The sequence below is a fragment of the Brevibacterium sp. LAARM2_SD2 genome (genome assembly GCF_057364785.1).
In genome coordinates, this window is record NZ_JBNFOM010000003.1 from 208993 (window position 1) to 230514 (window position 21522).

Annotated in this window: 21 protein-coding genes, 1 tRNA gene and 1 pseudogene; 12 read left to right on the forward strand and 11 right to left on the reverse strand. The window is 66.8% G+C overall.

All coding sequences use genetic code 11. The features are described from left to right. Positions 1 to 44: 44 nt before the first annotated feature. The 3 genes from AC2W7K_RS03540 to AC2W7K_RS03550 form a co-directional block, all read right to left on the reverse strand. The gene (locus AC2W7K_RS03540; protein WP_198499584.1) at positions 45 to 944 is read right to left on the reverse strand and encodes a tryptophan 2,3-dioxygenase; all 900 of its coding nucleotides are present in this window, start codon (positions 942 to 944) and stop codon (positions 45 to 47) included. Positions 945 to 1041: 97 nt separating this feature from the next. Then, positions 1042 to 1500, reverse strand: a complete 459-nt coding sequence (locus AC2W7K_RS03545; RefSeq protein WP_198499585.1) for a hypothetical protein — start codon at positions 1498 to 1500, stop codon at positions 1042 to 1044. Then, entirely contained in the window at positions 1497 to 2621 is a 1125-nt protein-coding gene (locus AC2W7K_RS03550; protein ID WP_198499586.1) for a M4 family metallopeptidase, read from the reverse strand. Before AC2W7K_RS03550 ends, AC2W7K_RS03545 begins: the two co-directional genes overlap by 4 nt. Positions 2622 to 2786: 165 nt before the next feature. Between AC2W7K_RS03550 and AC2W7K_RS03555 the strand changes: the two genes are divergently transcribed. Next, positions 2787 to 4157 (forward strand): MFS transporter, encoded by a 1371-nt coding sequence (locus AC2W7K_RS03555; RefSeq protein ID WP_198499587.1) that lies wholly within the window; start codon positions 2787 to 2789, stop codon positions 4155 to 4157. 319 nt (positions 4158 to 4476) lie between these two features. On the opposite strand, the gene AC2W7K_RS03560 is transcribed toward AC2W7K_RS03555, so the two are convergent. Next, positions 4477 to 4644, reverse strand: a complete 168-nt coding sequence (locus AC2W7K_RS03560; RefSeq protein WP_376904017.1) for a helix-turn-helix domain-containing protein — start codon at positions 4642 to 4644, stop codon at positions 4477 to 4479. 822 nt (positions 4645 to 5466) lie between these two features. Between AC2W7K_RS03560 and AC2W7K_RS03565 the strand changes: the two genes are divergently transcribed. From AC2W7K_RS03565 to AC2W7K_RS03580, 4 genes are all read left to right on the forward strand, one after another. Continuing rightward, the gene (locus AC2W7K_RS03565; RefSeq protein WP_198499588.1) at positions 5467 to 6087 is read left to right on the forward strand and encodes a hypothetical protein; all 621 of its coding nucleotides are present in this window, start codon (positions 5467 to 5469) and stop codon (positions 6085 to 6087) included. 57 nt (positions 6088 to 6144) lie between these two features. Continuing rightward, positions 6145 to 6489 (forward strand): hypothetical protein, encoded by a 345-nt coding sequence (locus tag AC2W7K_RS03570; protein ID WP_198499589.1) that lies wholly within the window; start codon positions 6145 to 6147, stop codon positions 6487 to 6489. A gap of 489 nt (positions 6490 to 6978) precedes the next feature. Then, positions 6979 to 7518 carry a phospholipase A2 gene (locus AC2W7K_RS03575; protein WP_198499590.1) on the forward strand — a complete coding sequence of 180 codons (540 nt, stop codon included), beginning with the start codon at positions 6979 to 6981 and terminating at the stop codon, positions 7516 to 7518. After that, positions 7515 to 7766 (forward strand): hypothetical protein, encoded by a 252-nt coding sequence (locus AC2W7K_RS03580; protein WP_198499591.1) that lies wholly within the window; start codon positions 7515 to 7517, stop codon positions 7764 to 7766. The genes AC2W7K_RS03575 and AC2W7K_RS03580 overlap by 4 nt, the downstream gene beginning before the upstream one ends. Positions 7767 to 7968: 202 nt before the next feature. On the opposite strand, the gene AC2W7K_RS03585 is transcribed toward AC2W7K_RS03580, so the two are convergent. Further along, positions 7969 to 8289, reverse strand: a complete 321-nt coding sequence (locus tag AC2W7K_RS03585; protein ID WP_198499592.1) for a hypothetical protein — start codon at positions 8287 to 8289, stop codon at positions 7969 to 7971. 795 nt (positions 8290 to 9084) lie between these two features. Here AC2W7K_RS03585 and AC2W7K_RS03590 point away from each other — a divergent pair. After that, positions 9085 to 9540 (forward strand): hypothetical protein, encoded by a 456-nt coding sequence (locus AC2W7K_RS03590; protein ID WP_198499593.1) that lies wholly within the window; start codon positions 9085 to 9087, stop codon positions 9538 to 9540. 60 nt (positions 9541 to 9600) lie between these two features. Continuing rightward, the gene (locus AC2W7K_RS03595; RefSeq protein ID WP_198499594.1) at positions 9601 to 10227 is read left to right on the forward strand and encodes a tyrosine-type recombinase/integrase; all 627 of its coding nucleotides are present in this window, start codon (positions 9601 to 9603) and stop codon (positions 10225 to 10227) included. A 55-nt stretch (positions 10228 to 10282) separates the two neighbouring features. Here AC2W7K_RS03595 and AC2W7K_RS03600 read toward each other — a convergent pair. The 4 genes and pseudogenes from AC2W7K_RS03600 to AC2W7K_RS03615 all read right to left on the reverse strand — a co-directional run. Continuing rightward, positions 10283 to 10355, reverse strand: a tRNA-Thr gene (locus AC2W7K_RS03600). Positions 10356 to 10662: 307 nt separating this feature from the next. Then, positions 10663 to 11523, reverse strand: a complete 861-nt coding sequence (locus AC2W7K_RS03605; RefSeq protein ID WP_198499595.1) for a DsbA family protein — start codon at positions 11521 to 11523, stop codon at positions 10663 to 10665. A gap of 265 nt (positions 11524 to 11788) precedes the next feature. Beyond that, positions 11789 to 12970, reverse strand: a complete 1182-nt coding sequence (locus tag AC2W7K_RS03610) for a hypothetical protein (RefSeq protein ID WP_486005749.1) — start codon at positions 12968 to 12970, stop codon at positions 11789 to 11791. Between the two features lie 220 nt (positions 12971 to 13190). After that, positions 13191 to 13892 (reverse strand): annotated as a pseudogene (locus AC2W7K_RS03615) (serine/threonine-protein kinase); the annotation flags it as partial. 65 nt (positions 13893 to 13957) lie between these two features. On the opposite strand from AC2W7K_RS03615, the gene AC2W7K_RS03620 reads away from it, so the two are divergent. Both AC2W7K_RS03620 and AC2W7K_RS03625 read left to right on the forward strand, forming a co-directional pair. Next, positions 13958 to 15634, forward strand: coding sequence for an alpha,alpha-trehalose-phosphate synthase (UDP-forming) (locus tag AC2W7K_RS03620; protein WP_198499596.1), 1677 nt, complete (start codon positions 13958 to 13960; stop codon positions 15632 to 15634). An 8-nt stretch (positions 15635 to 15642) separates the two neighbouring features. Then, positions 15643 to 16641: a trehalose-phosphatase gene (locus tag AC2W7K_RS03625; RefSeq protein WP_198499597.1), complete on the forward strand. Its 999-nt coding sequence runs from the start codon at positions 15643 to 15645 to the stop codon at positions 16639 to 16641. Here the strand turns inward: AC2W7K_RS03625 and AC2W7K_RS03630 are convergent. Both AC2W7K_RS03630 and AC2W7K_RS03635 read right to left on the reverse strand, forming a co-directional pair. Continuing rightward, complete coding sequence (locus tag AC2W7K_RS03630) at positions 16589 to 17677, reverse strand: LacI family DNA-binding transcriptional regulator (RefSeq protein WP_198499598.1); 1089 nt, start codon at positions 17675 to 17677, stop codon at positions 16589 to 16591. The genes AC2W7K_RS03625 and AC2W7K_RS03630 overlap by 53 nt on opposite strands. Next, positions 17674 to 18654, reverse strand: coding sequence for a LacI family DNA-binding transcriptional regulator (locus tag AC2W7K_RS03635; RefSeq protein WP_198499599.1), 981 nt, complete (start codon positions 18652 to 18654; stop codon positions 17674 to 17676). Before AC2W7K_RS03635 ends, AC2W7K_RS03630 begins: the two co-directional genes overlap by 4 nt. A 381-nt stretch (positions 18655 to 19035) precedes the next feature. Between AC2W7K_RS03635 and AC2W7K_RS03640 the strand changes: the two genes are divergently transcribed. The 3 genes from AC2W7K_RS03640 to AC2W7K_RS03650 form a co-directional block, all read left to right on the forward strand. After that, positions 19036 to 19743 (forward strand): ABC transporter ATP-binding protein, encoded by a 708-nt coding sequence (locus AC2W7K_RS03640; protein WP_232623689.1) that lies wholly within the window; start codon positions 19036 to 19038, stop codon positions 19741 to 19743. A 3-nt stretch (positions 19744 to 19746) separates the two neighbouring features. Next, positions 19747 to 21045: a DUF4032 domain-containing protein gene (locus AC2W7K_RS03645; RefSeq protein WP_232623690.1), complete on the forward strand. Its 1299-nt coding sequence runs from the start codon at positions 19747 to 19749 to the stop codon at positions 21043 to 21045. A 155-nt stretch (positions 21046 to 21200) separates the two neighbouring features. After that, on the forward strand, positions 21201 to 21522 hold a 322-nt coding region (locus AC2W7K_RS03650; RefSeq protein ID WP_486005750.1), incomplete at its 3' end, for an SDR family NAD(P)-dependent oxidoreductase.

A 21522-nucleotide genomic window follows, 5' to 3' on the forward strand; every position in this document is an offset into this window, starting at 1 on the left:
GCTGTCCTCCGCGGCGCAGGGGTGCCGAGCGCCCGGAATGCAGCTCAGTGCTTCGGAGCCGTCTGCGTGCCCGGGCCGTTCTCGATGCCGGTGCGGATGTCGAAGAGCTCGGGGAAGAACGTGAGGTCGAGGGCCTTCTGGAGGAAGCCGACGCCGCTCGAGCCCCCGGTGCCGCGCTTCATGCCGATGATGCGCAGCACCGTGCGCATGTGGCGGTAGCGCCAGAACTGGAAGTTCTCCTCGAGGTCGACGAGCTCCTCGCAGCTCTCGTATTCGAGCCAGTACTCCTCCGGGTTCTCGTAGATGATGCGGAAGGTCTCGAGCAGCTCTTCGTCGAAGGTGTGCGCGACCGACACGTCGCGGTCGAGCACCCGCTGCGGGACCGGGAGTCCGCGGCGGGCGAGGAAGCGGAGGAACTCGTCGTAGACGCTCGGCTCCTCGAGGTACTGCCGCAGCACGGCCTGGGCCTCGGGTTCTGCGTCGAAGACCTTGAGCATGCCCTTGTTCTTGTTGCCCAGGAGGAACTCCACGGCGCGATACTGCCAGGACTGGAAGCCCGAGGACTGGCCGAGCTCGTCGCGGAATCCGACGTACTCGCTCGGCGTCAGGGTCGCGAGCACCGACCACTGCTCGGTGAGCGTCTTCTGGATGTGCTTGACCCGGGCGATGCGTTTGAGCGCGAGCTGCAGCTGGTCGGAGGCGATGAGCCGCCGGGCATCGAGGAGTTCGTGGATGACGAGCTTGAACCACAGCTCGGTCGTCTGGTGCTGGATGATGAAGAGCAGTTCGTCGTGGTGCTCGGGGCTGCTCACGGGGTGCTGAGCGCTGAGCAGATCGTCGAGGTCGAGGTACGACCCGTACGTCATCTGCTCCCGCAGGTCGGTGTGGATCTCGTCCTCGAGCGCGCGCTCGTTCTTCTCAGCCGTCGACGTGTCGTGTGTCATCCCACCAGCATGTCATGGGCGGGCGTCGGCCCTGCATCGGGTGGGTGTCCATCCCTCGCCGAGGCGGGCGGTGCGTCCCCTGGGTCCAGGTGTCCGGTCACTTCCCGCCGGGCGGGCGGCGTTCGGGTTCGGCGACGTCGCGGACGTGGTCGACGAGGTCCTTCCACTCCCCCGTCAGCTCCTTCTCCCCAAATCGGGCGTAGCCGAAGCGGCTCTCGATGAGGTAGACGTACCGGTCGGCCGACGAGGGCCCGGGTGCGGCCTGCCCGCCGGCGGCACTGCCTTGGGCGCCGGCACTGCCCCCGCTTCCCGAGTCACCGCCGTCGTCCCGGTGCGGCCAGGGCAGGTCGGCGACCCGTTCGCCGAGCTGCTCCGGCTGTGCGGTGGCATCGATGTTGAGATCCCAGACGAGGAGGAAGCCGCCGATCCCGCCGCTGCGTTCGACGAGGACGTGGCCGAAGCCGCGCTTGTCGGCACCACCGCCCTGTGCTGAGCCACCGCCCGGAGCCGAACCACCGTCGCCCGCTGCCCCGCCGGCAGCCGCCTCGGCGTTCACCAGCTGCTCCCGCGGTTGCCCCGCTGGGAGGCTCCGGTGTCGACGCCGACGGTCGTCCAGCCCTCGATGACGGCGTCGTGGACGTCGGAGCCCTCACCGAACTGCTCGGCAGCCTCGGCGACGGTGAGCGCTGCGAACTCGGCGAAATCCGTCTTCGTCGTGATGTCGGGACCGGTGAGCACGGCGTACCAGACGGGACCGACGGTCTCCCACGCCGGCCCGCCGAGGCTCGTCGCCGCGACCGCGAACGCGCGGTTGGGGATCCCGGAGTTGAGGTGGACGCCGCCGTTGTCGGACTCGGTGGTGACGAAGTCGTCCATGTGCGCCGGCTGCGGGTCCTTGCCGAGGACGTCGTCGTCGTAGGCGGTGCCGGGTTCGAGCATCGAGCGCAGGGCCTTGCCGGTGACCGCCTCGGTGAAGATGCCCGCGCCGATGAGCCACGTCGCGTCCTGCGCGGACTGCCCGGCCGCGTGCTGCTCCGTCAGCGCACCGAAGACGTCGGCGATGTGCTCGTTGAGGGCGCCGGGCTGGTCGAAGTACTCGAGGTCGGCGGTGTTCGTGATGACGCCGTGGCTGAGTTCGTGGCCGATGATCGACAGGGACCCGGTGAAGCTCGTGAACACTTCGCCGTCACCGTCGCCGAAGACGAGGAGGCGGCCGTCCCAGAAGGCGTTGTCGTAGTCCTGACCGTAGTGGACGCTGGCGATGAGCGGCATCCCGTTGTCATCGAGGGAGTCCCGGCCGAAGGCCTCGGAGAAGAGGACGTAGGAATCGCCGAGGCCGTCGTAGGCTTCGTTGACCGCCTCGTCGGCGACGGGAGCGTCCCCTTCGGCACGGGCGAGGACACCGGGGAGGTCCTCCTTGTTCTGGGCGTCGTGGACCTGGCGGTTCGGTCCCGACCCGGCGGCCTGCTGGTCGGCGCTGACGGTCCGCGCAGTGGCACCGTCTGAGGATGTGCGCAGCCCTTGGGCGCGGAGCTCACGGACCCGCTGGTCCTGGGCGAGGAAGGAGCGGGCGGCGACGGCGGCCTTGGGGAATTTCGTCGCGCCGTTCTCGGCGATGGCGTTGAGGAGGTAGGGCGGGACGACGGTGGACAGCGATGGCAGATCAGTGCGTGTCATGTGACCAGGCTCTCACTTCCGTCCGAGATTTCAATGGGAGTTGCCTCCACTGCGCAGCAACAGGGGTTGCCCCGGTGGGACCGGCTGGACCGCACCGCCGCGGCAGACCTGGCCACCACTCGACCGCCTCGGCGGGGGTGAGGACACCGGATCTACACTGACGACGTGCTCAAACCCATCCTCTGGCCGGTCCTCATCCCCTCGCTGCTCTTCGCGGTCGGGCTGGGGTCGATCCTCCCGGTCCTCGTGCTCGGGGCCCTGTCGCTGGGGGCGACGGCGGCGTTCGCGGCGGCGATCGTCGGGGTCATGGGGGCTGTCTCGCTCCTCGCCACGGTGCCGGCGGGGCTGCTCATCGACCGCCTCGGCGATTTCCGTGCGATGGTCGTCGCCACGCTCACCGCGATCGTCGTCCTCGGGGCCATCGTCGCCGCGTTCGTCTGGGAGTCGCCGGCCTCGCTCGTCGTCTACACCGTCGCGCTCATGCTCTTCGCCCCGGTCTCCGATGTGTGGAACCTGGCCCGGCAGGCCGTCGTCGCCGAGGTGATGCCCGCCGCCGATCTCGCGAAGGCGATGACGGCGCTCGGCGGGAGCATGCGGGTGGGCAATCTCCTCGGTCCGATCATCGGCGCCGGCCTCATGCTCGTCTTCCCACTGTGGTCGGTGTTCGTCTTCGCCGGGATCGCGGGACTCGCCGCGATCGGGGTGATGGCGCTGCCGATCGCGCGCATCCCCGACTACCCGGGCGCGCGGGTCGGCGGCACGGGCGGCGGCAGCACTGGGAAGGCGCAGGCACACACCGCCGAGGCGGTCGCCCAGGAGGCCAACTCCGCCGAGGCGGTGGCCCCGACCTCCGACGACCTCGCAGTCGGCGTCCCCTCCGCCCCGCCTCGGCGGGCACGGCTCGATGTGCGCTGGGGCGCGGTCATCCTCGTCGGGATCTCGATCATGACGCTGACGATCGCCCGGTCAGCTCAGCCGGTCGTCATCCAGCTGTGGGGCGTGACGATCGGACTGCATGAGTCGGAGATCTCACTGCTCATCGCGTTCGGCGCCGGGCTCGAACTCGTCTTCATGTTCCTCGGCGCCTACATCAAGGACCGTCTGGGCCGGGTCGCCACACTCGTCGCCTGCCTGACGATCTTCGGCTCCGGGTTCATCGTCATGGTCTGCGCGCCGAGCCTCATCGGCATGATCGTGTCCGTGGGCATCATGGCCGTCGGCAACGGCCTCGGAGCGGGGGTGAACATGACGATCGGGGCGGACCTCTCCCCCGCCGTCGGGCGCGCACGGTTCCTCGGCATCTGGGCGATCTTCTCCAACGGCGGCAAGCTCGCCGGGCCGACGCTCATCTCGCTCGTCATCGCGATCGCGTCCCTGCGCTTCGGGGTCCTGTTCACCGGTGTCTTCGCGATCGCCGGCGCGCTCTGGGTGCTCGTGTGGGCCCAGCGGATCGGGCTGCCCGGTCGCGCCGCCGGCCGAGAGCGTCGAGCGAGCCGGGACGACCGCCGCACCGCGCGCTCGTCGATGGGCGGGTGAGGGCGCGATCGCGCGAACACTGAAGGGCGGAGAGCGCTCAGGGGCGGCACCCGATTCCCCGAGTGCCGCCCCTGATGAATGAGCCCCCTGTCAGACTCGAACTGACGACCTTCGCTTTATAGGGCAGACTGTCCCTCATGGTTCTCTTTGGTTTGCATCGGTCGCCGTGTGACCTGCAATTATGCATGGTTTCAGGACTTGCGAGGAAGCCCCCCAGATGGCCCTGCGGCGACGAATCGAGCGCGATTCCGTGTCGTAACCGTGTCGTAACCTCGCTCAGACCAACGTCCCTCTGCGAAGACTGGCGACCCAAGGAGTTCTACCGATCGATATACCGGCGAAGTTCCTCCGGTGAGTATCGATACATGCCTCCTACAGCTATGGCAGGGAGATCGCCCCGCCCACGAAGTCGGTAGACATGCTGTACCGAACAATTCAGTATTTCTGCCACCTGTTTCGCAGTGAGCAAACGTTCGAGATTAATCAACTTGGCGTCCCTTCATTGCCCGAAATCCGACCTTCTTCATGTCGGTCGAGCCACTCGTTGACCGCAGACTGCCTTGTACCTCGCGTTCGCGGACGCCATGAGTCGCCAGCTTGAATCCACTTGGGGACACGATCACCGCCATCTCCGCGGTCAAGGGCACGATCCGCCTGAAGCCTAGATTTCGAGCAACCAATCTGCTCGGCCACCTCGTCATCGGAAAGTAGCCTCCTCACTTGCTTGCTCACCCGTCTTTCCTTAACACTGATTACGCGGCGCCAGGAGACAATCCGAGCTTCGAGTTGTTCAACGCTCGGCCCTCCCGGGGTGTAGGCGCGTTCCGCGGCTTCGCGGGGTGTGCCTTCCTGAAGGCGGCGGAACCCCTCTGCCAGGACACGACCGGCGTGCTGGATTGCTTCGTCGTAGGTGGTCAATTGGATCCTCCTGGTTCTTCTTCTATGCGGACCCTGCAACCTTGGACCACGGCACGGACACGAACCTTCTAGCTGTCACTAATTCAGCATGGCCTGGACACGTCTCAGCAGCTTCACACATCCAAGCGTGCGTTGATCGGTGTTGCAAGCTCAATCACCTGACGGAGGCAATCTCCCCGAACGTCGTCGAACATCTCATTTTGGCCACAGTATGGACTCCGGCCCACATTCTCCGACCAAGGAGAGATTTCTGCTGCTTAGTATCGGCTCACCCAACTCCGACGCTCGGTCGCACTGTCGCTTCCGAGGAGGGCCTATAAGAACGGGAAATGCAGTGAAACTATTCAAGACAGTCCTGGCCATCAGCGCTTCTTTGCTCCTAGTCGCTGGCATGACTTCACCAGTCGCCGCAGAAGAAGATGAGGACGCGCAAATCAGCACGTCCTCCATGCAGCAATACGAAGCTTGGGCCGAAAGAGTCGAGACCAGCGCATTGAACATGTCGGAAGAAGAACTCCTAAGACAAGCGAATGATTCTCGTGACTACGTCGAGACGACTGTGATGATCGGCGGCCAAGTCGCAGCCAGAAGCGCAGAGTCAGCCGAAGAGCAAAATGCCCGTTATGTCAAGTGCACTGCAAGAGTTGACAACCCGCATTATTCTTCGGGCGCTGGCGGAGCAATTTACAAGACTCGTTACAAGTGCGAGTCAAAGGGAGTGAACACCAAAGTCAGTTTGCGTGTCAAGGGGCTTTTAAGCTTGTATCCCGCTGCCAGCTCGAGCTCGAGGCCAGGAAAAGCTCAGAGCAGAGCATACAGTGATGCACGGATTACCGTCACGGCTAACACCGGACGGTATTCTACACCATACTACACTCCAGTTGTTGGCTCGAATGGCGGACGGGGCACGGGATTTTGGAATGCCACTAGTACCTGGATCATCACAAGCCACGCCTCTTTGTCGGGAAAGCGAACAGCTTCTCAATCGAAGAGCATCTGGAGGAAGATTTGATTCCTGGAAAATTGGTTCGGCAGTCAATATGACTCCGCTTAGCTGAGGCGATTATTGATGGAAAATCACGGCTTTCAATTGATCGACGAGCGCGATGTACGGCGCGAGGGAGAGGTTGACGCTTTTCGAGTGGCGTTCTGGCACGGCCAAGATGATGACTTGCAAGACCTCACCTCCGTCGCTGTTTTTGAATCCTCCGAGGCCACTCTTGATGAAACGTTGAGCTGGGCCAAGCGAGATCAGATTCCACCTCCGCGCCTCATCGAAATCTTTGCAATGGTCTGTTCGGGCACGAAAAAGGATAGTGTGCTAATCGCGAGGTATGATTCACGGCCCCCACTTGAGCCAGGTGAAACTCGCGACCTCGAATGGGTCGAAGGTGCTGCTTATCTGCATTCATGAACCTCCTCAAGTCCCGCTACTTGATGCGACTTGACCAATTAGCGGGACTTGAGCCGGGGTGGGCGCGCAGGGCAGGGCTCGGATCGTTGAGTTCTCGCCGTTGGCACCCCCATGAACCACTACGCACCACGGCGTATATGTGGGCAACTGTGGGCAAATTGTGGGCACGAGAACCTCACTCGTTGTCCCGCAGCAGTTCCGCCCGCCAGTACGGGTCGCCCTGATATCGGCTCTTGTCGAGGGTGCATCCGCGGAGGGTGACGATGTCGACAGTCGAAGGTTACGAAAGTCCTCAGGTACGACGAAGCGGCCCCCACCGTGGTGACGGTGGGGGCCGCTTCGTACGTCGGGGTCCGGCGTCGAGTGTTGCGCGCATAACGGCGTCCTTGGACTCGAGAAGAGGGAATTCATACTTTTGTGCGATGTGCACGCCTGGAATCTCTGCGAGAGTCTTCTTGCATCTAGAGTCAAGTGCAGAAAGTTGACCCCATGAAATTTGGACCTCACCGTCTTAGACTAGTAGTCGCTTCGTTGATCGCAGTTGTTCTCACCGCAGCACTCACAGGTGCTCCCGCCAGTGCTGCCGAGCCTGACACTGTCGACCGTGATGCCATATCGGAGCTGAGTGCGGCATTGCAGACCTTGAAGGACGAGGGCGTCGACGTCGACGGTGATATCTCCGAGGATGCTCTGATTGAGGACTACTATGGTTCAGACTCGCTCGGTCCGATCGTCCTGCAACCATACGCGAAGCCCAACGGGTGCTCGACGCCGAAGCAATTGAAGAAGGCAGCGGCGAAATGGAACAAAATATTCAAACCAGCTTGTGATAAGCACGATCTGTGCTACGGGAAGAACTCGAAGACCAACAGGAACGTCTGCGACGCGAGATTCCGCGAGAATATGAAAAGCATATGCAACAAGAGGAAAAAGGAAGTATTCGTTTGCAAGACAGTTGCAGTGGTTTACTTCGAGGCTGTGCGAATCGGCGGTAAGAAGCACTACAAAGGAAAGGGTAACCCCTGGTGATCCCGAAGAGAAAAATCCTGAAAATTGCATATTTGTCATTGCTTAGCGTAGCGACCCTGATGCTAGTGGGCAGCGTTGCCATGACGGTGTGGGCGAACACCGCTGAGGACGGGTGGATAACAGTCACTGCCTTTACGCTGCTGAGCTGGCTGGTGAGCGCGCCGTTCATCCTCGGCTCGGTGATCTGGACGGCACTTCTCCTCAGTGGTAGAGGCAAGTCGAAATCCGAGCCCCGCATCCGCAGCTGATGAGTGCGACATGACGAGCGAGCCGACCAATACCGGCTGGGATCACAATGCGCCAGTCGTGAGACGACCTAACGTGTGCACCAGCGGAGAGACGCTCCATAGTTCGCCGAGGGCGATAGTGCGACGACCCCTACGGGATCAAACGTGAGTGACGAATCGGCCCCCACCGCTTCACGTGGTGGGGGGCCGATTCGTCTATGTGTCAGGCGAACTCGAGAAGCTCGCTGCGGTTCCCACTGTTGACATACGGCAAGCGATTCTCTTGCTTGCCTGCCTCTTCGAGGGCTTTCGCGATCTCACGGCGGGCCTTCTGCTCACCCTCTTCAGCTGTCTCGGCCTCGACCGCGACTTCGATCTCCATGTCGCCGGCGGCGAGGTCGACAGATACGGCAGGGTCCATGATGATCTTGTCGCGAGCTTCGAGAAACAGCAACTCCTCCATCACCGCGTCGAACTGTTCGCGCAGAAAGTCACGGGCGTCACCATCGACATGCAACGTCATGCCAATTCCGATGAGTTTCATCTCTGCTCCTGGGGGTGCATGCACTCCTGGCGGTTCAGCCACCTCAGTGCTTGGTTTGAGTAGTTCCGGTTGCTCGGGGTGAGGTGAATCTGTCTCATATGGTCCCCACAGGGGCACTTCACCGTGTAGTACTTAGGCGGGTCCTCAATCGTCCACCCAGCTTCATGGAACTGTTGTAGAACGCTTTCGAGTTCAGGCTTCTGGTGCCTCTTCCAGTACCCCACCTGGCCCCCTGCAACGTCTACGAGTTGTCATTATTGCACAAGTTTATGTAGGTTCAACCAGCTTCAGCTACGACGAAACGCCCCGCCGCTCGGTGTGAGCGACGGGGGCTGAGTGTCAGGAGGAAGTTCCGGGGAGGACGGTGGGCCAAGGGTCGGCGGTCTGCCATGACGTGTAGGCGCGCAGTGACGCCCCGGAGGTGAGTCCGAAAATCTGCACCGTGCCAGGGGCAACGGACCCACTGTCACGAAGCCGTCGCCCTGGCGGCATAAACCCCGGAGTCAACTCAACCTTCAGCAGTCCCTGCGCCCGATCCTGAAGAAGCACCCTCACCCCGAAACCGAGTACTACACAGACCCGCCACCGGCGGAGTCGACCGCGGCGTGGCGGAGCAGGAACCGCGGACGTGAGGAAAAAGAACGCTCCGACAAGCGTGGTGAAGGGTCGCAGCTCAGGGACGACTGGGACGACGATAATCAGGACACTGACAGCGAGGATTGAGAGAACGTGGGCAGACCACCATTGCCGATCGGAGCGTGGGGAGACGTCGCAGTCACCCGAGAATCGCCTGGGGTGTATCGCGCCAGCGCCCGCTACAGGTGCCAGGACGGCGTCACGCGAACCTACTCGCGTCGCCGTCCGAAGGCCGGCGAAGCCAGAGACGCACTGCTCGACTTTCTCGTCATAGAACGCAACAAAACCATGGGTGGGCAATTCACCCGGGAGTCAACTGTCGCCGAAATGCTCGATTACTGGCTCGAGTCGTGGAAGTCCCAGAAGCCTCAACGCGCCGAGTCGATCCGCACCTACTCCTACAACGTTGAGCGGGCCAAGAAGCGCCTCGGGGGTGTCCGGATAGGAGAATGCTCGACGGGCCGAATTGAGGCCGTTCTGCAGGGAGTGAAGAAGTCCACACCCGAGACCGCCCGTCAGCTGCGCAACGTCTTGCGCCAAGGGTTCAACGAAGCGGTACGGCTCGATGTAGTCGACGTGAACCCCGTGCTTGCGACCAGGACAATTGAAGTTTAATCCAAGGGAGCCCGAGCGCTCACCGCTGGCGAGGTGTCCGCTCTACGCACGGCTGCCGCAATGTGGGAGTCGAAGCCGAGGAAGAACACTCGACCCTGGCCAAAGCTCCGTATCGGCGCCTCTATCGACCTAATGCTCGGAACCGGCCTGCGCATCGGCGAAATGCTGGCTCTGCGATGGTCCGATCTAGACTTCGCGGCCGACAATCCCACGGTAACCGTCTCTGGAACGATCGTGTCCGACGTGGGTGGGCAAGTCATTCGGCAACCACTCACGAAGTCCAAAACCTCCGAGCGCGTCCTCTTCCTCCCCCACTTCACTGTGGCAAGCCTCCTTGGGTACTGGCATGAACTCGATGGCACACCCGAAAACGACGCGATCTTTCCGACCGCGGTGGGCACGCGGCTGGATCGGAGTAACTACGGTGCGCGGTTCCGTGAAGTACGGAAGCTCTCAATCGACGTGGACCTATCGTGGGTGACACCGCACTCGTTACGCGACACTGTGGCGACAAACGTGTACCGCACTTCCGACCTGCAGCACGCGAGTTCACAGCTGGGTCATTCGGAGATCGGTGTAACGAGCAAGCACTACGTTGAACGCGACAATCGCGGGCCGGCTGAAGTCGTCGCAGTCATGGATGAATTCGTGGCGAGCGCCGAAATTGACGATGAAAGCGTGTCGTAAACGTGTCTTTAAAAGCGAACCAGGCCGGATATAATATCATCCGGCCTGGTGAGAGAGCCCCCTGTCAGACTCGAACTGACGACCTTCGCTTTACAAGAGCGGTGCTCTACCAACTGAGCTAAGGAGGCGGCTGCGCCTCCACGATAGTAGTGCATGCGGGCCATGGGCGACAAAGCCGCCGGGCCACCGGGCCCGTTTGTGGTCGAAACACCGAGCAGATTCTGCCGATTCGCCGTCTCACGCTCGCTTCTCTGACCACAAACGGGTGACCACACGCCGCTGAGCCTCCCAGGAGAAACCGGTCTCCGCGCCGGCAAGACCGCAGACGAACGGCCGGCCGCACCGGGGCGAGTGCCCGGGTGCGACCGGCCGTGCGGTCTGGGTCGTTCCGGAGGCCGAGACTCCGCGGAGGTACAGCCCCCTCAGACGACCGGGTCAGTTCTGGACTTCGCCGGTGGCCTGGAGGATCTCGACGGCGAGCGCCTGGGCGTCACCGGTCTGCTGGGTCGGCTGGCCGTTGATGAGCACGGTCGGCGTCGCGTCGACTCCCGAGTCGAGGGTCTCCTGCGTGGTGTTGGCGACGTACTTCGCGAAGGTCTGATCCGTCACGCAGCTCGCGATCGTCTGCTCCGGGTCGGCCTGGAGCGGAGCGTTCGTGTCGACGCCGGCATCGGTGGCGACCTGGAGGAGCTCTTCGTCGGTGCGGCCGCTCGTGCCCTCCTGGGGCTGCTGGGCGAACATCGCGGCGAAGAAGTCCGCGGTCTTCTCCGGCTGGGCGTCCACGACGCAGGCGGCGATGTTCGCCGAGCGGGTCGAGTACTCGTTGCCGTTGGAGAAGCGGTCGAGGATCGCGATCGGCTTGTACTCGAGCACGATCGAGCCCTCGTTGACGAGGTTCATGAGCATTTCGGTGTTCGTGTCCTCGAACGCCTTGCACGCCGGGCACTGGAAGTCGATGTACGCGGTCACGGTGGCCGCGTTCTCCTTGACGCCGGAGTCGGCGGCGGTCGGCAGGCTCGACTCCTCGCCCTCGGGCATGTTCATCGGCTGGACGACGGTGTTGTCCCTGGCGACGTTGACGCCGCCGGCGACGTAGTTCGCGGGGGAGACGGCCGGCTGCGCCTGCTGCACGATGAGCAGCGTGACGATGACCGCCACGGCGACGACGACCACGCCGATCCCCGAGTAGAGGATCGTCTTGGCGGTCTTCTCCTTCTTCGCCTGAGCTGCTGCGATCTGGCGGGCGTTCTCGCGTGCCTTGTTCCGCCTCTGCTCAGCGGAGTTGTCTTTCGCCATGGTTCCTCACGTTGTCGATCGTCCGACTGGGGCCGGTCCCTGTCGGAGCGCGCCGACTGCAGGACCCGTCGAGCGGTCCATTCCCTCGACGCCCCCACTGTACCGAAACCGTCTGTGGCGCGGCTCCCAGTGAAATTCAAGGTTCAACCACTTCATCCGCCGAGGCGGCAAGCCCCCATGACAGGGCACGCTGGCAACCGGGCCGGCGGGCATCGCGCGGGAGCGTCGTCGCGTCCGCGATGCGTGCACCCCGGTCATCCCACGCTCACACAGGGCCGGGCAGGTAGGTGAAGGGGCTTTCCGGCAGCGGCCACCAGTTGATCGCCGCCCCCGAGGTGATGACCATGATCGCGAGCACGATGAGCACAGCGATGACCCCGAGGGCGATGAGTCGACCGAGACCGCTGCGGGTGGCCCCGCTGACGAGGAGGCGCGACCCGTAGCGCAGGCTCGCCGCGCCCGGCCCGATCCACAGCACGAGCGCTCCGGCCGCGGCCGCCGCCCACACCGACCACTGCTCGGACAGCTCGCCGGGGACGATGCCGGCGACGTCGAGGCGGGTGAGGACGAGCATGGCGATGCCGGCGACCGCCGGCAGCAGGAACGTCGCGACGGAGGTGAGCACGGAGGCGAGAAGGGCTCCCGGCGCCGAGGCGACCGACCGCAGCGTGCCCCCGCCGTCCTCGCCGCGTTCGTACCGGTACTTCTGGACCTTGTGGTCCAGCCGCGTCGCGGTGCGGGCGAGCACCGACCACGCGAAGGCGAAGGCCGTGATGACGAGCGGGCTGAGCGGGGTGATGGCAACAGCGAAGACGACGAGAGCGAAGACGACCCAGCCGCCCGTGCGCACCGACCGATACGTCATCGGCGCCCACGGCGGATCGTCCGGACCGCCGGACCAGTCGCCGGAGGGTCCACCCGCAGGGCCGGGGCCGCCGTGACCAGTGCCCGGTCCCTGTCGACTGCCGATGTCGGCGCGGGCCATCTGCGATCCGGGGCCGACCTGGATCGCCCCGTTGGGATTGTGGATCGGCCCGGCGGTCGCCTGGCGCATCGCCCCACCTTGACCGGGGTGCTGTCCGAGAGGCTGTCGCATCTGCGGCTGTCCCTGCGGGGAGGACAGCGGTCCGCGCATCTGCCCCGGCATCTGACCGGGATGCCCTGGGTTGACCTGGCCCTGGTTGGGCTGGCCCTGGTTGGGCTGGCCCTGCCTGAGCAGTCCTTGACCGGGCTGCCCCTGGTTGAACTGCCCCTGACTGAACTGTCCGTGATTGAGCTGCCCTTGACCGGGGGCGCGTCCCTGTCCCGCAAACGGCTGGCCACCCTGACCGGCGCCCTGGGCGAAGGCGGCGGGGTCGGCGATCCGCGTCGGCGGATTGCCGGCACCACCGGAGCCCATCCCGCCGGCAGCCGCCCCGAGCGCCAGCCCCACCGACAGCCGCCGCACCGCCAGCAGCCGCAGCCCCGCCGGGGTACCCGCCGCGCAGCGACCCGCGTCCCTCAGCGGTGTCCTCGACGGCCGGCATGACGGCGGTGCGCTGCACGGAGCCCTGACCGGATCCCGAACCGAGCTGCGGGGGCCGGCCCGACTCGATGTCGACGAGCGCGTCGAGGATCATCTGACCGCTCGGGCGCCGCTCCGGCTTCGGATCGAGGCACGCCTTGAGCAGGGGGATGAAGTTGCGGGGGGTGTCGTCGAGATCGAACTTGCCCATCGCGACGCGACCGAGCACCGCCTCGAGGGGGCCGGCACCGTACGGGTTGCGCCCGGTCGCCGCGAACGCCATCGTCGCAGCCCACCCCCACCAGTCGGTCTTCTCGCTCGAGGCCTTGCCGTCGGCGATCTCCGGGGACAGGTAGCCGGGGGTGCCCATGACGAGCCCGGTGGCCGTCACCCGCACCTCGTCCGCGACCTGGGCGATGCCGAAGTCGATGACCATCGGCTCGCCGTCCATGATCATGACGTTCGCGGGTTTGAGGTCGCGGTGGATGACACCGGAGTCGTGGACGGCGCCGAGGGCGTCGAGCAGGGCATGGCCGAAGTGGACGAGCTCGTCCTCGGCGAAGGGACCGTTCTCCCGGACATCGTCGGACAGGGTCTGACCGTCGACGAATTCGGTGATGATGAACGGCTGCGCGGAGTCGAGTTCGGCGTCGAGCACCTCGGCGATGCGGGGGTGGCGGATCCGCCGCAGCGTGCGCACCTCCCGGGCCAGCCGTTTGCGCGCGGTCTCGTCACTGGCGATGTGCGGGTGGAGGACTTTGACGGCCACAGGATTGTTGCCGCCGTCGACACCGAGGTAGACGACGCCCATGCCGCCCGAGCCGAGCTCCTCGATGAGGCGGTAGCCTCCCAGATCCTGAACCATCACGGTCACAAGGGTAGTCGAGCGAGTAGAGTTCGTTCCAAGCAACGACACATGAGGAGGCGCAGATGAGCACCGTCGACGCCACTGAGAACGCGACTGCGGACACGTACGGCGACAGCGATTTCGTCGTCGTGGCCAACAGGCTTCCCGTCGACCGCGACGCCAGCGACCCGGACCGGGAATGGCGCACTTCACCAGGAGGTTTGGTCACCGCGGTGGCCCCGGTGATGAAGGCGCAGGAGGGGGCGTGGATCGGCTGGACCGGTGTGCCCGACGTCGAGTTCGAGCCCTTCGACATCGACGGCATGCACCTCATCCCCGTGACGCTGACAAATGAGGATGTCCTCAGGTACTACGAAGGGTTTTCCAACGCCACCCTGTGGCCCCTCTACCACGACGTCATCGCCCCGCCGGAGTACCACCGGACATGGTGGGATGCGTATGTGCGGGTCAATGAGCGCTTCGCGGCCAAGGTCGCCGAGGTGGCGGCGAAGTCCGCGACCGTGTGGGTCCACGACTACCAGCTCCAGCTCGTCCCGCAGCTCGTGCGCCGGATGCGCCCGGACCTCGAGATCGGCTTCTTCAACCACATCCCGTTCCCGCCGTTCGAGCTCTTCGCGCAGCTGCCGTGGCGCGACGAGATCCTCCGCGGCCTCCTCGGCGCCGACCTCATCGGCTTCCAGCGGCCCGCGGATGCGGCGAACTTCCGGCGCGCGGTGCGCGGTCGCCTCGGCTTCCAGACGAAGGGGTCGACGGTCACCGTCCCCGCCGGTGACGAACTGCCCGCGCATCTCGTCCGCGCCGAGGCGTTCCCCATCTCGATCGACACCCCCTACCTCGAGGAGCTCGCGCGGGATCCGGCGATCATCGAGCGCGCCGCCCAGATCCGCGAGGAGGTCGGCAACCCGAAGGTCATCATGCTCGGCGTCGACCGGATGGACTACACGAAGGGCATCCGGCACCGCCTCAAGGCGTACGGGGAGCTGCTCGCCGAAGGCCGGCTCAACGTCGAGGACGTCGTCCTCATCCAGATCGCCACCCCGTCGCGGGAGCGCCTCGAGCAGTACAAGCTCATCCGCCATGACGTCGAACTCGCCGTCGGCCGGATCAACGGCGAACAGGCCGACATCGGCACGATCGCCGTCCACTACCTCCACCACTCCTATCCGCGCGATGAGATGACGGCGTTCTTCATCGCCGCCGACGTCATGCTCGTCACCGCCCTGCGCGACGGCATGAACCTCGTGGCCAAGGAGTACGTCGCGTGCCGCCTCGACGACGACGGCGCGCTCGTCCTCTCGGAGTTCGCCGGTGCCGCCGAACAGCTCGCCGGCGCCGTCCTCGTCAACCCGCATGACATCGGCAACCTCAAGGCCGGCATCATGGAGGCCGTCACCATGGACCCGAAGGCCCGGGCCCGGCGGATGCGGCAGATGCGCAAGAAGGTCAAGACCGACACCGTGACCGCCTGGTCGAAGCGCTTCCTCGGCGAGCTCGAAGCCATCCGCGCCAACCCCGAGGCCGTCGTCCCGGACCGTCCGGCGACCGCGGGGCGTCCTGCCGCCCAGCCGCCAGCCCCCGAGGCGGTGCCCGTGACCCCGGTGGCAGCGGCCCCCGCGTCGGCCCCGACGACGTCGTCGGCCACGGCATCGACGTCGTCGGCATCGCCGACCCGACCGGCCGCACCGGCGTCGAGCGCCGAGCAGCCGCCGCCCGCCCCTGAATCCCGTTCCGCGACTTAGGAGACCCCGTGACCTCGGACTCGACCTCGATGCCGCCTGCCGTTTCCGATCCACTCGTGCCCCCGCTCGTCGATCCCGGCGAGATCGATCTGCGCCCCCTCGCCGAGGCGGACGTCCTCCTCGTCGCCCTCGACTTCGACGGGGTGCTCGCCCCCCTGCAGGACGATCCGTCCCGCAGCCGGGTGGTGCCCGCCTCGGCGGAGGCGATCGCCGAGCTCGCCGGGCTGCCGCGCACCCAGCTCGCCCTCGTCTCCGGTCGTGACGTCGAGACGCTGCGCCGGCTCGCCTCTCCCCCGCCGGAGACGATGATCGTCGGCTCCCACGGGGCGGAGATCGACCTCGGCGACGGCAGTGACGATGCAGGCGCGACTCCGACGGAGGCTCCCGGCGCCGAGGTGAGCATCGACAACGCCGGGGACAGCGATGACGAGGCGGCAGCCGAGCAGCGGGCCGCGGAGGCGAGCGCCCTGACGAACGACGAGACCGCTCTGCTCGCCGCGATCGATGACCACCTCACCGAGCTCGCCCGGGTCAGCGACCGCGACGGCTTCGACCTGCGCATCGAGTACAAGCCGTACTCGCGGACCGTCCACACCCGGGGCATGGCGCCGGGACTGGCGAAGGAGCTGCGCACCCACGTCGTCGCCGTCCAGTCCGAGCACGGGGGCATCCGCGTCATCGAAGGCCACGACATCACCGAACTCGCCGTGAGTCAGGCGACGAAGGGCACCGGCATCCGCGCCCTCGTCGGCGCCGTCGACCCGACCGCCGCGCTCTACCTCGGCGATGACATCACCGACGAGGACGCCTTCGCGGAACTGGCCGACATGGACGACGAGCTCACCGGGGTGGGCATCAAGGTCGGGGAGGCGCCGACGCAGGCCGAGTTCCGCGTCGCCGATCCCGACGCCGTCGCCGCGCTGCTCACCCGGCTCGCCGAGCAGCGGCGCGGGGTCACCGCCGCTGCGGGGGAACCGCACTCGCCCGCAGGACGAGATCAGGAGTGACGGAGTAGTCGACCCGCGCCGCATTGCCGGGGTTCGCGATCATCGCGAGCACCTCGTCGAGAGCGGATGCCGCGACCGTCTCCCAGTCGTAGCTGACCTGGGACAGGGGCGGGGCGATGACATCGGCGTCGGGCATGTCGCCGACCGTGAGCAGTGAGAGGTCCCGGGGCACATCGAGTCGAGCGCGCGCAGCCGCCTCGAGGATGCCGAACGACAGGGACGGGGCACACGCGATGACGGCGGTGCAGCCGATGTCGAGGAGCTCCTCGGCGGCGGCGACTCCGGCCATCGGCCCGCCTGCGGCTTCGACGACGGGGGCCTGATCGCGGGTCGCCGGGATGTGAAGGACCGCGGCCATCGACTTCCGGAATCCCGCGATGCGCGCGGCCGCCGCCGTGTCCCGGAGCACCGCGAGCCCGATCCGCCGATGCCCGAGGTGGACGAGATGCTGGACGGCGGTGGCGATGCCGTCGGTAGCGTCGAGGATGATCCTTGAGAGACCGTCGCCGTGCCGGGCGTTCGAGACGCGGATGAGCGGCAGTCCCCGCCCGGAGAGACGGGCAGCGAGCGCCCCGGCCGCACCCCCGCCGAGGACGATCGCCCCCGCGATCTGCGGGCCCGCCGTCCGCGTGGAACCGAGCGCGGACGCCCCAGCGGCCGCTGGCCCGGCGTCGTCGCCGGGCGGTCCGAGGAGGGACTCGGTGAGCTGGTCGAGGCGGTCGGCCTCGGCTTCGACGTGGACGACGGCGATGCCCTGGGCGAACATCCGGTTGGTGAGGATCTCGAAGAGATGCGTGTACGGGTCGACGTTGCCGACCGGGGCGGCGGGGCGAACGAGCGCGATGAGGGGCACCGCAGCGGACTCCGCCGCCGGGACCTCGACGCCGAGGACCGCGAGCGCCTGCCGGACCGCGGCCAGGGAGGGCCCGGAGACGGCCTGCGGGTCGCGCAGGGCCCGGGAGACCGTGGCCTTCGAGACTCCGGCGAGGTCGGCGATGTCGGCGAGGCGGACCTGCCGGGACTGACCGGCGCTCACTGCCGGGCCGCCGCGGTCGAGCCCCTGGCCAGGAGCCGGGGACGGAAGACGGGCGGCACCGACGGCAGCGGCGCATCGGTGAGCTTGAGCGTGCTCAGGGTGGCGTCGATGAGGGCGGTGGAGAGACCGTCGACGTCGATGCCGAGCACGGTCGCCGGCGGGCCGGTGAACTTCATCGTCGGGGAGTCCCCGAAGCCGACGAGGGACATGTCGCGCGGGACCTGGAGGTGCCGGTTGCGCAGCCCGTGGAGCGCCCCGTGGAGTTGGAGGGCCGATTGGACGATGACGGCCGTGCACGTCGCGTCCTTGAGTTCGAGGACCGCCCGCGACCCGCCGGAGAACGACTTCGGCACCGGGGCGATCCAGTCCTCGAGCGGCAGACCGAAGGAGCGTGCGGGGTGTTCGGCGAGGAACCGCTTGATCAGCTGCGCGGCGAGCTCGCCGGTGTCGTTGCAGATCAGTCCGATGCGGCGGTGGCCGATCGCCCGCAGATGCTCGAACGCCGTCGTCATTCCCCCGCCGAGGTCGAGGCGGGCGGCGATGATGTCGCCGCTGGCGTTCTCCCCGCCGCCGGCCGACTGCTCGTCGACGCGGATGCAGGGGATCGTCGTCTCCAGGGAGGTCAGCGTCGGGGTGACGAGGGCGACGGCGCCGGCCGCGATCGCGAGGTCGAGCGGGGCCGACTCCGTCTCCACCGGCGGGCGGGTGATGAGCAGGCCGCGGTCCTGCAGGGCGGTGGCGACCCGGGTGCACACCTGCGTCTGCCAGTACTCGGGGTTGCCGGGGGCGCCGACGGCCACGAGCCGCCGCGGCGCATCGGGCAGCAGCGTCGAGCGGGTGTAGCCGAGGGCGTCCATCGCCTCGAGGACGGCGGTGCGCGTCGTCGCTGCGACGGTGCCGCGGCGCCCGATGACCCGCGAGACCGTCGCCAGCGACACTCCCGCCCGGGCGGCGACCTCCTCCAGCGTGACCCTCATACCGCGAGTGTACGGTCAGTGGCCGGCCACCGGGAACTGCGCCCGGGCCGCCCCGCCGACCGTCACCGGCGTCGTGCCCGGAACCGTGCAGAGAACTGCGCCCCGCACCCGGGGACACAGTCGTGGGCACCCGGGCCCCACCTCGGCGCGGGGCCTTCCCGGAGCGCACGCCGATCCGCCTGATTCCCGACAAGGCACCTGGTTGCGTTCAGCCCGCCCTCAGGCGGACGGGCGGGGCCTGTCACAGTGCTGAGAATCACTCTACGCCGTGTCGAATTTCCTATCTCCCCCCTGCGCGCACCGCATAGGATGGTGGGTGTTGGGCAACTCCGCCGGGGAACCGGCGATCATCTGCTCACGATCGATGGAGAAGGAGTTGGCATGTCAACAGTGTCGTTGAACGGTCTCAGCCACGTGTATGAGAACACCGTGTCGCCCTCGGTCCATCCGTTCAATCTCTTCATCGACGACGGCGAGTTCCTCGTCCTCTACGGCCCGTCCGGGTCGGGCAAGTCGACGATCCTGCGGATGCTCCACGGACTCGAGGCACCGAAGTCGGGCACGATCCTCATCGACGGCGTCGACGTCACGCACGCGGCGGTCAACGACCGCGATGTCACGCTGGCGCTCGAGTCCTACGCCCTCTACCCGCACATGAGCGTGCGCGACAACCTCGGGTTCGCCCTCCGCGTCGACGGTCTGCCCGCCGAGGAGATCGCCGCCCGCGTCGAATCCGTGGCCGCGACGATCGGGCTGAGCGACCTCCTCGACGCCGTTCCCGGTGATCTCTCCCCGCTCCAGCGGCAGACGATCGCCCTGGCCCGCGCGGTCGTGCGCCAGCCGAAGGTCCTCATCATGGACGAACCCGTCGTCAACCTCGTGCCCGAGCACCAGGCCGACACGATCCGCCTCATCAAGGACCTCCAGCAGGACTTCGGGCTGACGACGCTCTACGCGACGTCGAACCTCGAGGACGCGAAGGTCCTCGGCGACCGCATCGCCTTTCTCGACCGCGGTCGGCTCATCGGCGTGGAGAAGCCGGAAGTCGCCGAGGCGCTCGTCGCTTCGGCCGCCGATCCGGAGGTCTGAGCCGTGGCCGGCTCCCCGCAGGCACCGGCCACTCCCCCGACCGAGACCGGCCCGCTCATCCACACCATCGACCCCGCCGACCAGGCGGCGCTCGCAGACCTGCCCTGGGAGCTCCCGCTCGAGGACTGGCCGGCCGACATCATCGGCGGGATCCCCCGCGGCATCTCCCGGCACATCGTCCGGTTCATCGAGAACGGCGCCGAAGTGCTCGCGATCAAGGAGACCGAGGACCGGCAGGCGCTGCGGGAGTTCGACATCCTCGGCGTGCTCGAGAACCTCGACGTGCCCAGCGTCGAACCGCGGGCCTACATCACCGGCCGTCGCACCCCCGACGGCGAACCGCTGCCCGGGGCGCTCGTCACCTCGCACCTCGACTTCTCCCTGCCGTACCGGGCGCTGTTCTCCCGGTCCCTGGCCGAGGACACGGCCGGTCGCCTCGTCGACGCCCTCGCCGTGCTGCTCGCCCGGCTCCACCTCGTCGGGTTCTACTGGGGCGATGTCTCCCTGTCGAACACGCTCTTCCGCCGGGACGCCGACGCCTACGCGGCGTACGTCGTCGATGCCGAGACCGGGGAGCTCCACGACCGCCTCTCCGACGGGCAGCGGGAGATGGATCTGCGGATCGCGCGGACGAACATCGCCGGGGACTTCCTCGACCTCCAGGCCGCCGGGCTCATCGAGGCCTCGGTCGATCCGCTCGCCGCCGGCGACCGCCTCTATGAGGCGTACAACGGCCTGTGGGCCGAGCTCACCCGGGTCGAGGAGTTCTCCGTCAACGAACGGTGGCGCATCGACGAGCGGATCCGCCGGCTCAACGACCTCGGCTTCGACCTCGGCGAGCTCACGGTCACGACGGACCTCGACGGGGTCAGCCTCCTCGTCGAACCGAAGGTCGTCGAACCCAACCACCATTCCCGGCGCCTGCTGCGGCTGACGGGGATCGGGGCGAACGAGAACCAGGCGCGGGCGATGCTCAACGACCTCGACTCCTACCAGACGGCTCCCGGGTTCACCGGGGGTGCGCACGGCTCGGGTGAGCACCATGCGGAGCTGAGCGAGGAGGAGGCCGCGCGGATCTGGCTCGACGAGGTCTACAAGCCGCTGTTCGGAGCGATCCCGGAGAGCCTGATGAACAAGCTCGAAGCGGGGCAGATCTTCTACGAGTTCGCCGAGCACCGGCGAGTCATGGCCCACGCCCGGCAGCGCGACATCCCGCTGCGGGAGGCGATCGCGTACTTCATCATGGACGATCTCGCGAAGCTGCCCGACGAATCCCGGTACGTCCAGCCCCCGCCGCGGTGAGGTGCCCCGCGGACGCGGCGGCAGCGACGCGGACGGCAGGGCGAACCTCGGTGAGGTGAACTAGGGTGAGCGCAACGGCACCCGCGGGCAGGCACCTCGCGGGTGCGCACCACCGCACCCTGACCGGCGACGATGCCGGACGGAAAGGACCTCCGATGACCCCGGATCCCACCATGCCGACGAACGCGAGCGCGGCAGCGATGCCGACGAACGCAGCCAACCCGTCGATCCCCTCGCTGTTCGACCTCAGCGGCCGCACCGCCGTCGTCGTCGGCGCCGGATCCGGACTCGGGCAGGCGAGCGCACTCGGCCTCGCCGATGCCGGCGCCCACGTCATCGCCGCCGACCTCAATGCCGACGCGCCGCCGAGACAGTCCGCCTCATCACCGAGCGCACCGGCACGGGCCGACACGACGGTGCGGGTCGACACGACGGCACGGGTCGACACAACGGTCGCGGCGGCGGGGCCGGTGCGGG